The following is a 13,019-nucleotide window of genomic DNA, read 5'->3' as shown; positions in this document are numbered from 1 at the left end:
AGTTAATTAAATTATAAGGAATACCTGCTTTTTTTAAACTAAAAAACGTGCAATATGTATGGCTCCTAAACATTTTAAAAATAAAAAATGATTTTTAAAAAATTCAAAATAGCTATATTTTATCAATTTTTATTTTTTATAAATGTGTTATCATCTTTTTACAGCTTTCACACACACATATACTTTCTTCAGTAGTTTGATAACTTTGTCAAAAAGTTTTCCATACGGCTATGCTTGCTAAAACAACATATTATAGCTAATATTTTATGTGTCAAATATATAAGATAAAACCTAAATTTTAGCTAAAAATTCAGTTGTTTTGCTTCTTTTCTACCAATAAAATAAGAAGGATTGATGTGAATATCTAAAAAATAATAAAAACTAAATTTTTACAAACTTAGAAATTTTAAGTATATACTAAAAAATAAAAAACGAATGTAATATAAAACTATTCCGATAATAATTAAAACTATTTTTGGGAATTTTAATTATGAGAAAATATATAGTTTTAATATTTATATTTGCAGTATGCTCTATATATGCAAACAATTATGATAGTATGATAAAATCAATGCAATTAGAAAATATAGAAGAATTATCAATATCTGATGAAAATTCTACTATTACATTCAATCAATTAGCAGAATATTATGCAAGCATAGTAACCGATAAAAATGCTACCCCCGAGCAATTAGAAGCTTTAGGAAATATTATAAAAATGTGGACTGACACTATAAATCAAAACTTCTCTAAAGAAGAAATATTTACTAAATACAGTACAGTAACATCAACTCTATCATCTATGTCTATACTTTTAATATTAAGAATAGCAATAAAAGACAATAATATACCAACAGAAGAAATGCAAAAAAGTATTTATGAATCAATTAATAATAAATTTATACCATCATTTGCACAATTTAAAAATGACGGCTGGAAAACAGATTTTAACTTTTATGTAATAAACATGTCAGCTGCTGTTTGCAAATGGTATGAAGATAAATCCAAAAAATTAGACTATCCAGACTTTAAAGTATGGAGAGAGGGAGATTTTTAATTAATATAAAAATATAAAAAATATTCATGGAGGAATAAAATTATGGAAGCACAAGTTCAAGAGAGAGAAGATGTTATCACTATTGAGGCTAAAGAAGATATTAAAAGCTTAATTACAAAGTATAAAGAACAAAACATCATAACTATTACAAGTAAAAAAATTAAAGCTTTATAAATAGTAAGTAATAAATAAAAGGGCAAATTATTTAAAAATAATTGCCTTTTTATGATACAAAAAATAATAGAATATACTTAAAATAGTTTTATATATTTTTAATAATTTTATCAATAATTATATTCTAAGCTAATCTCAAACACATGCTCTAAAATTTCATCATTTTTTAATGGTGTATAATAATTAAAAGTAAAACTAAAATTATTATAGTTAATGAGAAACTTAGTGTTTAAATCTATTTTATAATTAGGCGAATGAGAAAAATAGGTTATTATATTAAATAAATTATTAAGAAAAGATAAATAAAGCCCTATAGAATAAAATGAATGACTATCCTCATAAAAATATTCTACATACGGACTAAGTATAAAATCATAATTATAAATAAAAGTATAATTAATACCTAACAAACTTTTTATATCATTAAGACTTTTTCCTAAACTGTCGCTGCTTAAAATATTATAAGTAACATTTCCATAAAGCTTAAAACCTATATCAAATATATATGAAGCCTCAAAACCAAGCATTAAATTATTTTTCTTTTGCAAGTCATATGTATATTTTGTTATTCCCATTAACCCCAAATGAGCAGAAGAATATTTTAAATAATACCAAGAAGTGTAATACTCTGGCTGTTTTAATAAGTCTATTGATTTAGTATCTGTAATAAATCCTATTGAGTGGGTAATATTATCTTGATAAAAATTAAGCTCTGTATTATATAAAGCCTCATAATCATTATATAACACACTCTCACCCACAAACATATATTGTCTGTTAAAACCTTCTCCGAAATGGAATTTTCTCTTTCCTATATAAAAGGCTAAAAATTCATTTACATAATTAAACTGTATTTCATCAAAATTAAAAGAAATAAAAGCATTATTATCATTTTGCTTTATAAGATTTCCGTTATCATAAACAAGCTCTCTATTGTCTTTTGTATATATTCTAATTGCAGGCTTAAATGAAAAATAAAAATTATTGTTAAGATATTCAAAACCTAAATAAAAATATGTATCATTGCTTAATATTGAATTTGCTATATATTCACTTTCTTTTAAATCTATATAACTAAAATTATTTTTTATACCGAATTTAGGAGTGATATCAGCAAATACCATAGATGATACAGTAAATATAAAAAAAGTTAAATATATTTTTAATCTATTATGCAAAGTATATTTCATAATTTTTATTAATCTTTAAACAAACTAAAAAGCATCTTCATGTTCTCGCTTCTGAAATATGAACTTGATGAACTTGACGGCTCTATTTTTGATATATTGCATATTGTGCTTGTGTTTGTATTGATAATCAAATTATAAAACTCCATATCATTAAAATAATTATCTTTTATTTTGTATATGCCTCTTTTTAATGCCTTTCCGCTGTTATCAAAAAAATCTACACTATAACCGCCTGATATTTTTTTAAGCGTTGCTTTAGCATAAGGTACATTCCTATTTTTCTTTACTAAATTTATTTCTTCGCTGCTTACAATGTTTTCAAGTTTATAATCATCAGTAAAGTTTATAGACATTAAATCATTCATATTAGCTGCTCCTGTAACAACATAGCTTCCTGAAATTTTTAAAGGCGAAATCTGATTCCTTGACTGTACAAAATATCCCTGATTATTAGCAAGAAAAAGAGTATTATTATTTTTTAAATACATTAATTTATAGTCTTTTCCTACTATCATATCAAAATTATTAACTTTCTTTTTGCCGTCTTTTATATCAGTAAAAGTTCCTGACATCTTATAATTTTTTCCATCTCTATTATAAATTTTAACAAAATCATCAAATATATTCTGACTATACAAATTAAAAGACAAAATATTTATTATAAATAAAATTTTAATTATTTTTTTATACATACTTTATTACCTCTATTATAGGCATTTTAATAACCTTTATTATTGGATAAATACCTGCTAATATTGATACAGATAACACCCATGCAAATATTAAAACAGTATCTTTAAATGTTAGTAATAAGCTTAAAGGATAACCGTCAGTAGCACCGGGGAATTTCATTATAAAGTTTGAAGCATTAAGTATTCCAGAAGCACTGTAAGAAATAATTATTGAAATAACACTGCTTAATACTGCCATTATAATGATTTCTAAAAATAAAAGCAAAGTTACATTTTTTATATTTATTCCTAATGCACGCATAGTTCCAAATTCATTTAAACGCTCTAAAAAATTTGTTGTAAGCATCTGCATAACCGAAACAAATACTAATATGCTTAATATAAATAATGCTATTAAATAATTATTAGTATTCATTTCTATTACAGAAAGTAAAAATGCATTCAAATCTTTCCAATCTTTAGCCTCATAGTTAAGATTATTATCATTAAAATATTGATTAAGATTATTTTTTATTTCAGTTGCCTTTTTATAATCTTTTAAATATACGAGCAAATTATGAGCATTACCATACTCAAGACCAAATATTTCATAAATAGCGTTTAGAGGAGAGTAAATAGTAATAGCATCTGAAGCACTATTATTTAAAGAAATTGCCCCTACTGCCATTAAAGAACCTAAACTTATACCCTCTCCAAAATCTGTCATTAAATTTAAATAAGGCTCTTCATCATAATTAAGATTAAAAAACTCTCCCAAATCTTTACCCAAAACAAAAGTATTAATATCATCATCAAATATTGGAGTTCCTTCCTTTATAGAAACTGTTGACATTATTTTTGAAGGCTTTTCATAAGCATAACCTGAAAAGAATTTACTTTTACTTTCATTACCTACAAGTCCGCTTATATCAAGTTTTTTCTGATAATCATTAACTTCGCCTATAGTGTCAAGTTTTTTATAAATTAATTCAAAATCATTATACCCAAGCATATTAATTTTTTCACTTTTTGTATCCCAATAAGATTTATCAGCTATTACAACAGAGCCTCCGCTTGTATTAACGCTTATAATAATACCTTCTTTAGTGAAGTTATTATATCCGCTTATCATCATAAGTGAAATAAAAGACACTATAATAAGTATCATATTTAGAATTGTTCTGGTTTTATTATACCAAAGATTATCGAATGCTAATTTTATTATATTCATTTATTTATCCATTATAATTATTATATTTCGGGGACTAGTCCCCGACCCCCTACTTCTTTTGTTGCCACAAAGAAGCAAAAAGGCTACATTATAACTTTAATTTAATAATTTCATCTTACAGTAAAAATAGAATATGCAAGATTTAATTACTAATTTTATACTTGCACTTTTTGCAACTTTTTGCGGCTGGAAAAAGTTGAAAAAAATTTAAAACATAATATTTAATGTATATGGAAAATAACTATTATTTATATATACATTAATTTAGTAATAATATGCCCTCTCTCATAATATATTTTTTGTCCGCATAATCTTCTATCAATTCATCATGCGAAATAAAAAATCCTATGCCGTTTCTTTTCTTTATAGTGCTTCTTATATACTCATAAATAAATTTGCTTGTTTCTGTATCCAAGTTCGCACTAATCTCATCGCCGAATATATAAGGAGCTTCGCTTACCAATGCCCTTGCTATTGCAACTCTCTGCTTCTGACCTCCTGAAAGTTGTTCCGGTTTCTTCTTTTTTAAATTATCTATTTTTAAGTTCTCTAATATTTCATTAACTTTTTTATTGATATTAGAAGAACTCTCATTTAAAAACTTAAGAGGAAGTGCTACATTATCAAACACGCTCTGAGTTTTCAAAAGCTCAAGCGACTGCAAAATAAGTCCTATATTTGAAAGCCTAAAACTGCTTCTTTCTTTGTCGCTTAATTTTGAAACTTCATCATTATTCCAATAAACAGAACCCTCTGTAGGAATATCTATGCTTGATAATATATGAAGAAGTGTACTTTTACCAGCCCCAGAAACTCCAGCAACCCATACAATTTCACCGTCTTTTATTTCTAAACTAATATTTTTATTTGCTGCTATATTATAATCTTTAGTTTTATATATTTTTGATATGTTTTCGCATTTTATCATAATTAAAAATCAGCACCCTCCGCACTCAAAAATCCGTCCTTACCTTTATCATAAGAACTCTTTAATAAATATCCGTAAAAGCCTTTAGGATACATTTTTAAAGCTTCATCTAATTCTTTAAAAGCCTTATCTGTTTCATTTACTTTCATATATGCCATAGACCTGTAAATATAAGCCCTATAAACCATATAATCTGGTAAATTGCTCGTATCGTTTAATGAAGTTATCACAGAATAAAAAGCAGCATTGTTATAAAAGCTTAAAGTAGCTATCTGCCACATTCCATATACTTGTTTTGCCCTTATATTATTTTTATCTTTTAATAATGCCAAACGAGAATAAGTATACATATCAACTATAACACTATAAGGATATTGATTATTAAAAAAAGCAAGTGAAGTAAATGAGTTTGCAAAATTGGCATAAGAAGCATAAATATCAGAAGAGCCTTTTTTGAAAACTTTATCTTTTTTAAGGTTATTATATATCTCTCCTAAAGCTTTATAATCTTCTTCAAAAGTTCCGCTTGCAATAGATACATTAGCCCAAAGAGTGTAGCATTCTATACTTAAATGCATTTTCTCTTCTTCGCTTAAACTGCTGTTCTTAACTCTATTTAAAATATCCTTAGCTTCACTTGTTCTTACAAGTCTTGAGCCTGAATGGTATTCATTATTTTTATTATCTATTTCTTTTAATATAGCATTAGCCTCGCTTGAAATCTCTCCGTATAAACTGCACAAAGCATTAATAAAAATCAAAAGAGTAACTCTAAACATTTTAGTGTCCTTATTATAACAATTACAATTTTTTATCTTAATATTTGCAGGGCTTTGCCCCGCACCCCAGTTCTTTTTGTGGCCAAAAGAACCAAAAAGACTGCATTTTATAAACTCACCTTTAGGTATAGCCAAAATATAGATGTTATCTTATATTTCATGCATATTCAAAACATATAAAGCTCAAAAACTTGCACTTTTTGCAACTTTGACGAAGTCCGCACAGCGACCGAAGGAAGTGCCTGTGGGTGCGAAGGCGGGAAAAAGTTGAATAAAAAACTTATATGACAAAATATAATTGTTTAGGCATATACTAAAAATTATATTTAATAATTTTTAAATATATTAATTAAACATTCCCTTTCCTTTAGCATTCATATCAATAACATTCTTTATAAAAGCTCCTTCTGGAAATATATCTTTTGCCATTTTTATGTACTTATCATAATTGGCTTTATCATTATTCTTAAAATAAGCCTGTGAAGTCCATAAATAAACTATATGTTTTTCCCACTTCTCTTTAGCATTGCTTTCTGCTTTTTTAAATATCGGAAGCGATTTATCTATTCCGCCGCCTACAAACTCAGGACTGTATGCTGTAAGTATTGCTTTACCTAATAGCGAAGGAAAATGATTAGCATTAATTTTTAAAGCATTATCATATATCTCCCCAGCCTTACCTGAAAGTTTTACAACCTCATTAAATGAAGAATAATTAATAGCACTGCTCATCACATCAGCAACAGAAGCCATATAATCAGCATCTTTTTCTGTTAATAACGGAGTATTCTTTTTTATATTATCATTCAATAATTTATAAGATTCCCTTTTACTTTTTGGGTTCATATATATTTCCATAAGTAAAATAAGATTCTCATAAGTTTGCTTTTCTGTTTTTCCATAATTTCCGTTTTTTATTTTTTCTATAGCCTTATATAAATCACCAGCTTTATTGCTGTTAGCCATATAATAAAGGTTATAAAGCTCATTAAAATCTCTGTTATACGAAAAAGATGAAATAGTAAAAACTAAAGATAAAAATAAAACTGTAAAAATCTTTCTCATTATAAACCCTCCTTAAAATACTATAGTGCTGATTATCAAATTCATAACCAAACTATTATTGTTATCAACACCGAAAGTTAATTGTAAAGGTGTTGAGCCGTATAGATTATATCCTATTCCGCCTCCTACTACATATAATAAATTGCCTTTATCAATGCTACTTTCAAAATATTTTCCATACCCTACATTTCCAAAAGCAACCAAATATATATCATTAAAACCAGAAGGAAGAAATCTCATAAAAAACTTATATTCAAGATGAACAAATGTAAGAAAGTCCATATTTTTTATATGTGCTTCCAAATTACTCAAAGGCATCATCATAAGAGAATATAAATACTTAAACCCTATAGAATATTTTTTTTCGCTTTTATCAAAATAAGCACTATACCCTATATAAGGCATAATTCCAAGCTCGCCCCAATAATGAAAAAACGAATAAGGCATACTAGCTGAAACATTATAAGAATACTGCTTTTCATTAGGTATAATGCTCGCACCCACTCCAGCATTAAACTTTAATTTATTAACTCCGTCATCAACAAATGTAGAACTTAAACCAATATTCTGATTAATCTTAAATATAGAACTTAATCTATAAACCTCTCTTTCAGAAGTTAATATTTTGCCTATATTCATTCCATAATAAATCATTACATTATCAAAAGAATATCCTAATTTTAATTGTCCGTAATATTCTAAATCTTTATAATTAAATGTACTAAATGGAGGAGTTATTCCTTGTTTGTAATTTAAATCTATAAAAAATCTTCTATATCTATATTCCATTCCAGCATTGACGAATATTCCAAATGATGATTCTGCCCCATAGTCAAAACTTATTCCCACACGCGGAACATATACAAAATGTGAATTCTTTTTATACGCATATCCTAAATCAACAGAAAATGGAAATCCAAAATAATTATAACTGTAATGAAAACCTGAGTTTACAAAATCATTCTGAGCAAAAAGGAAACTTGACAATATAAAAAATATTAATAGCAATTTTTTCATAAAACGCAACTCACATATATTCAACTATATTAATATTACAACAAAAGTATTATGTCTGCAAATATACTTTGTGTAAAATATTAACGAATTTGAAAATTTTTACTATATACCTAAACAATAGACTTGTTTCAAAACTCAATTAATAAATTATTTACACTATTTTAATTTTTAGTATTTTTGTTTTATAACTGGGGTTTTGCCCGCCGCTCTATATCATTTCTTTTGATAACGCTTTACGTACTATAATTAAGACACATACTCATTGGGCAACTGTACACATACAAATAACTGTAATTTTATATATTAATATTACAAATTATACAACATATAAAGCATTATTTTACAACTGAAATTGTGTTGAAAATTATATAACAAATTTTGAAGTAAGTATAATATCAAATCATAATTAATAATTATATTATATTTGATTATAATTAAATTATATTATATTATATTAAGTAATAATTATACTGCATATAAACAATAAAGAAAACATTATTAGGATTTTAACTATGATAAAAATAAAAAATTTTCTTATAAGAAAAAACATAAAAATATCTGTAAAGAGATATGCTATAGAAGCATTAGGAGCAATGTCGCTTGGACTTTTTTCTTCTTTGATAATAGGGTTAATTATAAAAGTAATAGGGGATTATTCTCATATTCCAATAATCACAGAAGTAGGACTTAAAGCGATGTCGGTTGTCGGAGCTGCAATAGGAATATCTGTAGCTTACGGACTTCAGGCGCCGCCTTTAGTATTATTTTCATCTGCTGCTGTAGGTATGGCAGGCAATGAATTCGGTTCTATAGCAGGGGCTTTCGTTTCATCTGTAATAGGAGCAGAATTCGGAAAAATGATATCAAAAGAAACTAAAGTTGATATTATAGTAACGCCTTTATTTACAATAGTTATAGGAGTAGTCATTGCTAAACTTATAGGTCCTTATGTTAATTATTTGATGATATTCATAGGCAATGTAATAATGTATGCTACAGATTTGCTTCCTATTCCTATGGGTATAATAGTTTCTGTAGTTATGGGTATGGTGTTAACTTTGCCTATATCATCTGCTGCTTTGGCGATAATGCTTAATATATCTGGACTTGCTGCAGGTGCTGCTACTATAGGCTGTTCATGTCAGATGATAGGATTTGCTGTATGCAGTTTAAAAGAAAATGGCATAGGGGGATTAGTATCTCAGGGGCTTGGAACTTCAATGCTGCAAATGCCTAATATAGTAAAAAATCCTAAAATATGGATACCGCCCACATTAGCATCTGCAATACTTGGGCCTATAGGCACAACTGTGTTAAAGATGGAAAATATTGCAAGCGGTGCTGGTATGGGTACAAGCGGTTTAGTAGGGCAGGTTGGAACTATAGAGGCTATGGGGGTATCTTCCGATGTATTTATAAAAATAGCACTTCTTCATTTTATACTTCCTGCTGTATTGAGTTTGATCATTTCTGAGATTATGTATAAAAAGGGATTTATTAAAAAAGGCGATATGAAGCTTGATGCATAAATTTACTGATTATTTATTATACTTGTTTCAAAACTCAATTAATAAGTATTTACACTATTTAAATTTTTAGTGTTTTTATTTTTGTAGTTGGGGCTTTGCCCACCACGCTGTGTGCTTCGCAAAACCACACTTCTTTTGCCGAATAGGCACCTACTCGGTGGTGTCCCAAAGAAGCAGGTACAGCCCGCCTGCGGCGAAGGACTGCAATTTTATACATTATAATTACAAATTATACAACATGTAAAACATTTTCTATACTTAAAATTATGTTGAAATTTTTAAACTAATTTTGTCAAGTACTTTTGAAACAAGTTTAGTATATGCAAAATAAAAATATTAATTTTGAAACAAATCTATTTTTTATATTCAAATATTTTGCTTCTAAATAGATGATAATCGGCAATTATAGAAATAGTCCAATTCAATATTCCAACAAAAGGCCACATAAACCATAAATAATTATTATATTGATATGTAATGATATTTATTATAATCATAATTAACGAATAAATTACAACAGCAATAATAGAGTTTTTTAAATTAATTTTATATATATCATAACTATACTTTCTTATTTTGGGCTTTATATTATCAGAGAAATTCCAAAAAGAATAAATAACTATATAAATAAACAATACCAAATAAAAATAAGGCATAGTAAGTTTATATCCAATCTTTGTAGTTTCATTAAAAATATTTAAATTATCTACAATCAAACCAAAAATAAAAGCTAAAATAGCTGTAGAAAAAGATGATATTAAAGCCGTTAATATTTTTATATATAAATTATGAACAACCTTTGCATCTTTGCTTATATCTTCAAAAACTTCATCAATATTTCCAAGCTCATCTATAGATTTACTGCAAGCCTCTTCATATTTCATTCCATTTTTTACATAATGCTGAACTTTGGAATTAAGCATATCTTTTATTTCGTCTAATTGTTCAATGACTTCTTTAGTATTAGGATATTTCTTTTTAATATTTTTATAAAAGTCATTAATATTCATTATATTATTTCCTATTAATATTTTTATCAGAATTTTTAAAAAATCTATAAAAGAAAAATACAGTCAAAGGCCAAGATAAAAAGTATATAATAACAAATACAAACCAAATATAATGCGGAGTAAAAAACATATTAAATATAAATACCGCTATAGATATAATTAAAAAACCTATTATAGAATATTTTAAATTTATTTTATAATCATTATAAGTATATTCTACTGTTTCATATATATTACGCATATTAATAAACTGTATCACTATAAGTAAAAAAATACTAATTATTCCAGAAATAATAAAAAATATGCTTGGAATTAATGAATTATTTATATAAGAGAAAAATGATATATTATTGTTTTTTAAAGATATAAGGCATAATAATAAACTCAAAAAAGCCACAATAAAAATATCAATAATTCCAGCAAATAAATATAATTTAGATTTATTAATAATTTTTGCATCCTTTGATAATTCTTCAAGAAGTGAATCCACATCTCCGAAAGATTTAAGTGCCTTTTTAAAAGCCTCCTCTTCGCTTTCATTTATATATTCTTCACTTTTCATGTATAAATAATTTCTAAGCTCTTCAATCTGCTCTCTAATTTTTTGAGTATTATGGTATTTATTTTTCAATTCATTACAAAAATCATCTATCATAATATTTTATCCCTATATAAAAACATCTATTCAATATCAAGAAGTTCATCTATTATCTTTTTAGTAAACAGCCATATTTCTCTCTCTTCCTCTAAAAACTTTCTGCCTTCTTCAGTAATTTTATAATATTTTCTTCTTCCTCCCTGACTTTCATCTCCCCAATAACTTTCTATTAGCTTTTTGCCTTCAAGTCTTCTTATAGCACTGTATAAAGTCTGACCGTTAATCTCATATTCTCCATTAGTTTTATCAGTAATTAATTTAGAAAGCTCATAACCATATGAATCATTATCTTTCAAAAAATGCAAAACAACAGCATCTATATGACCTCGTATGATATCACTTTCTATATACATTAATTTTTATTCCTAAACTAATTATAATTTATTTTTTAAAGTAAGATAAATATAGAATTTTGTCAACAACTAAAAAATAATTTATACTTGTTTCAAAACTACTTTATAAAATTACCTGTATCATTTCTCAATATAATTTTAGTATAGAATAATATTTTACATATTGTATAAGCAGTAATTTTAGTATATGAATATGCTGTTCTTTTACTTCTTTTATATCAATACCATACCTAAAGGTACTTCTTTCAGTCGCAGGCACTTCCTTCTGTCGTACCGAGTAGGTGCCTATCGGCAAAAGAAGTGGGGGTGTGTGGGCTAGTCCCCAAAAGCAATAAAAACATAAAAACTGAATTTTTGCAGACTTAAAATTTTTAGTGTATTTAAAATAATTATTTTTTTATCAACTTTTTTGTCGCTCTCACGGTGCGGATTTCGTCAAAAAGTTGCAAAAAACTCACATACTATAGCTAATATTTTAGGAATATATATTAAATATAGAATAATATTGTATTTTATACTAAAAAATGCAGTTCTTCGCGAAACGCATACAAAAATATAGATTGTTTTTAGTCGTTTCTGTTGAACTCTAAATCTTTTAATTCTCTTAATTTTGGTAAATCATCTAAACTATTTATACCAAAATGCATTAAAAATTTATCTGTTGTTCCGTAAGTTTGTCTTTTATCAAGATAATCTTTTCTGCCCTTCCAAGCTATAAAACCATCTTCCATAAGCATTCTAAGATGATAAGAACTATCGCTTTGTCTTATATCATCAATCTCTGCTTTTGTTAGAGGCTGTTTATAAGCTATAATAGAAAGTGTTTGAAGCATAGCTTTTGATATTTTCTTCTTACGCTTCTTGTCATATATTGCAGATAAAGTACCAAATGTAGAAGGTATTATAGTCATCATCACACTATCACCTATCTCTAATATCTCTATGGCACTTCCTACACTTCTATATCTATTATTAATATTTTCTATATAATTTCTTATATCACTATTTTCACACTTAAAAAGATTTCTTAATCGAGATATAGCAACTGTACCCTCTACATATATAACAGCTTCTAATACCCTCTCAAGCTCCTCCTGATTCTCTAATACATTTTCATCTATTGTAAAATTGCTCTCTGCCTTTACTTCACTATTATTATTAGCTTCAATAGTCTCTTGATTAGATAATTCTTCTAAACTCATTTAAGAAAATCCTTTTTCATTTTTAGTTTTCTTTATTATAACATATAAATTCTTTTTTTCAATCTAAAAAAATTTTAGTAGATGTTTAGGAGCCATACATATTGCACGTTTTTTAGTTTAAAAAAAGCAGGTATTCCTTATAATTTAATTAACTA

The 13,019-nt window shown here is 26.4% G+C and carries 14 protein-coding genes; 3 read left to right on the top strand and 11 right to left on the bottom strand.

Annotation, left to right across the window (positions count from 1 at the left end):
• Window positions 1-490 precede the first annotated feature (490 nt).
• Together Q0H31_RS11365 and Q0H31_RS11360 are read left to right on the top strand one after the other, a co-directional pair.
• Window positions 491-1,057 (top strand): hypothetical protein, encoded by a 567-nt coding sequence (locus Q0H31_RS11365; protein WP_295298275.1) that lies wholly within the window; start codon window positions 491-493, stop codon window positions 1,055-1,057.
• A gap of 42 nt (window positions 1,058-1,099) precedes the next feature.
• Window positions 1,100-1,231, top strand: coding sequence for a hypothetical protein (locus Q0H31_RS11360; protein WP_295298273.1), 132 nt, complete (start codon window positions 1,100-1,102; stop codon window positions 1,229-1,231).
• Between the two features lie 110 nt (window positions 1,232-1,341).
• Here the strand turns inward: Q0H31_RS11360 and Q0H31_RS11355 are convergent, their stop codons facing one another.
• The 7 genes from Q0H31_RS11355 to Q0H31_RS11325 form a co-directional block, all read right to left on the bottom strand.
• Window positions 1,342-2,421 carry a hypothetical protein gene (locus tag Q0H31_RS11355; protein WP_295298271.1) on the bottom strand — a complete coding sequence of 360 codons (1,080 nt, stop codon included), beginning with the start codon at window positions 2,419-2,421 and terminating at the stop codon, window positions 1,342-1,344.
• Window positions 2,422-2,429: 8 nt separating this feature from the next.
• Window positions 2,430-3,113, bottom strand: a complete 684-nt coding sequence (locus Q0H31_RS11350) for a hypothetical protein (protein WP_295298270.1) — start codon at window positions 3,111-3,113, stop codon at window positions 2,430-2,432.
• The gene (locus Q0H31_RS11345; protein WP_295298269.1) at window positions 3,106-4,323 is read right to left on the bottom strand and encodes an FtsX-like permease family protein; all 1,218 of its coding nucleotides are present in this window, start codon (window positions 4,321-4,323) and stop codon (window positions 3,106-3,108) included. The genes Q0H31_RS11350 and Q0H31_RS11345 overlap by 8 nt, the downstream gene beginning before the upstream one ends.
• A 259-nt stretch (window positions 4,324-4,582) precedes the next feature.
• Window positions 4,583-5,251 (bottom strand): ABC transporter ATP-binding protein, encoded by a 669-nt coding sequence (locus Q0H31_RS11340; protein WP_295298268.1) that lies wholly within the window; start codon window positions 5,249-5,251, stop codon window positions 4,583-4,585.
• Between the two features lie 2 nt (window positions 5,252-5,253).
• Window positions 5,254-6,030: a hypothetical protein gene (locus tag Q0H31_RS11335; RefSeq protein ID WP_295298266.1), complete on the bottom strand. Its 777-nt coding sequence runs from the start codon at window positions 6,028-6,030 to the stop codon at window positions 5,254-5,256.
• A 345-nt stretch (window positions 6,031-6,375) separates the two neighbouring features.
• Entirely contained in the window at window positions 6,376-7,098 is a 723-nt protein-coding gene (locus tag Q0H31_RS11330; protein WP_367117136.1) for a hypothetical protein, read from the bottom strand.
• Between the two features lie 9 nt (window positions 7,099-7,107).
• A complete protein-coding gene (locus Q0H31_RS11325) occupies window positions 7,108-8,112 on the bottom strand; it encodes a hypothetical protein (RefSeq protein ID WP_295298262.1) in 1,005 nt (334 codons plus the stop codon).
• Window positions 8,113-8,624: 512 nt separating this feature from the next.
• On the opposite strand from Q0H31_RS11325, the gene Q0H31_RS11320 reads away from it, so the two are divergent.
• Window positions 8,625-9,641 carry a PTS transporter subunit IIC gene (locus tag Q0H31_RS11320; RefSeq protein ID WP_295298260.1) on the top strand — a complete coding sequence of 339 codons (1,017 nt, stop codon included), beginning with the start codon at window positions 8,625-8,627 and terminating at the stop codon, window positions 9,639-9,641.
• 353 nt (window positions 9,642-9,994) lie between these two features.
• Here the strand turns inward: Q0H31_RS11320 and Q0H31_RS11315 are convergent, their stop codons facing one another.
• The 4 genes from Q0H31_RS11315 to scpB form a co-directional block, all read right to left on the bottom strand.
• On the bottom strand, window positions 9,995-10,651 hold the full coding sequence (locus Q0H31_RS11315; RefSeq protein WP_295298258.1) for a permease prefix domain 1-containing protein: 657 nt from the start codon (window positions 10,649-10,651) through the stop codon (window positions 9,995-9,997).
• Window positions 10,652-10,655: 4 nt separating this feature from the next.
• Window positions 10,656-11,306 carry a permease prefix domain 1-containing protein gene (locus tag Q0H31_RS11310; RefSeq protein ID WP_295298256.1) on the bottom strand — a complete coding sequence of 217 codons (651 nt, stop codon included), beginning with the start codon at window positions 11,304-11,306 and terminating at the stop codon, window positions 10,656-10,658.
• Window positions 11,307-11,332: 26 nt separating this feature from the next.
• Window positions 11,333-11,662 (bottom strand): PadR family transcriptional regulator, encoded by a 330-nt coding sequence (locus Q0H31_RS11305; protein WP_295298254.1) that lies wholly within the window; start codon window positions 11,660-11,662, stop codon window positions 11,333-11,335.
• A gap of 566 nt (window positions 11,663-12,228) precedes the next feature.
• A complete protein-coding gene (gene scpB, locus Q0H31_RS11300) occupies window positions 12,229-12,864 on the bottom strand; it encodes an SMC-Scp complex subunit ScpB (RefSeq protein ID WP_295298252.1) in 636 nt (211 codons plus the stop codon).
• Window positions 12,865-13,019: the final 155 nt, after the last annotated feature.

The organism is uncultured Brachyspira sp., from assembly GCF_934747485.1.
Taxonomy (GTDB): Bacteria; Spirochaetota; Brachyspiria; order Brachyspirales; family Brachyspiraceae; genus Brachyspira.
The sequence above is the reverse complement of the archived record's forward strand: the minus strand, read 5'-3'. Positions and strand labels throughout refer to the sequence as shown.

Coding starts and splice junctions, on each gene's coding strand:
- Q0H31_RS11365 (WP_295298275.1), top strand. CDS start 491: ATGAGAAAATATATAGTTTTAATATTTATATTTGCAGTATGCTCTATA.
- Q0H31_RS11360 (WP_295298273.1), top strand. CDS start 1,100: ATGGAAGCACAAGTTCAAGAGAGAGAAGATGTTATCACTATTGAGGCT.
- Q0H31_RS11355 (WP_295298271.1), bottom strand. CDS start 2,421: ATGAAATATACTTTGCATAATAGATTAAAAATATATTTAACTTTTTTT.
- Q0H31_RS11350 (WP_295298270.1), bottom strand. CDS start 3,113: ATGTATAAAAAAATAATTAAAATTTTATTTATAATAAATATTTTGTCT.
- Q0H31_RS11345 (WP_295298269.1), bottom strand. CDS start 4,323: ATGAATATAATAAAATTAGCATTCGATAATCTTTGGTATAATAAAACC.
- Q0H31_RS11340 (WP_295298268.1), bottom strand. CDS start 5,251: ATGATAAAATGCGAAAACATATCAAAAATATATAAAACTAAAGATTAT.
- Q0H31_RS11335 (WP_295298266.1), bottom strand. CDS start 6,030: ATGTTTAGAGTTACTCTTTTGATTTTTATTAATGCTTTGTGCAGTTTA.
- Q0H31_RS11325 (WP_295298262.1), bottom strand. CDS start 8,112: ATGAAAAAATTGCTATTAATATTTTTTATATTGTCAAGTTTCCTTTTT.
- Q0H31_RS11320 (WP_295298260.1), top strand. CDS start 8,625: ATGATAAAAATAAAAAATTTTCTTATAAGAAAAAACATAAAAATATCT.
- Q0H31_RS11315 (WP_295298258.1), bottom strand. CDS start 10,651: ATGAATATTAATGACTTTTATAAAAATATTAAAAAGAAATATCCTAAT.
- Q0H31_RS11310 (WP_295298256.1), bottom strand. CDS start 11,306: ATGATAGATGATTTTTGTAATGAATTGAAAAATAAATACCATAATACT.
- Q0H31_RS11305 (WP_295298254.1), bottom strand. CDS start 11,662: ATGTATATAGAAAGTGATATCATACGAGGTCATATAGATGCTGTTGTT.
- scpB (WP_295298252.1), bottom strand. CDS start 12,864: ATGAGTTTAGAAGAATTATCTAATCAAGAGACTATTGAAGCTAATAAT.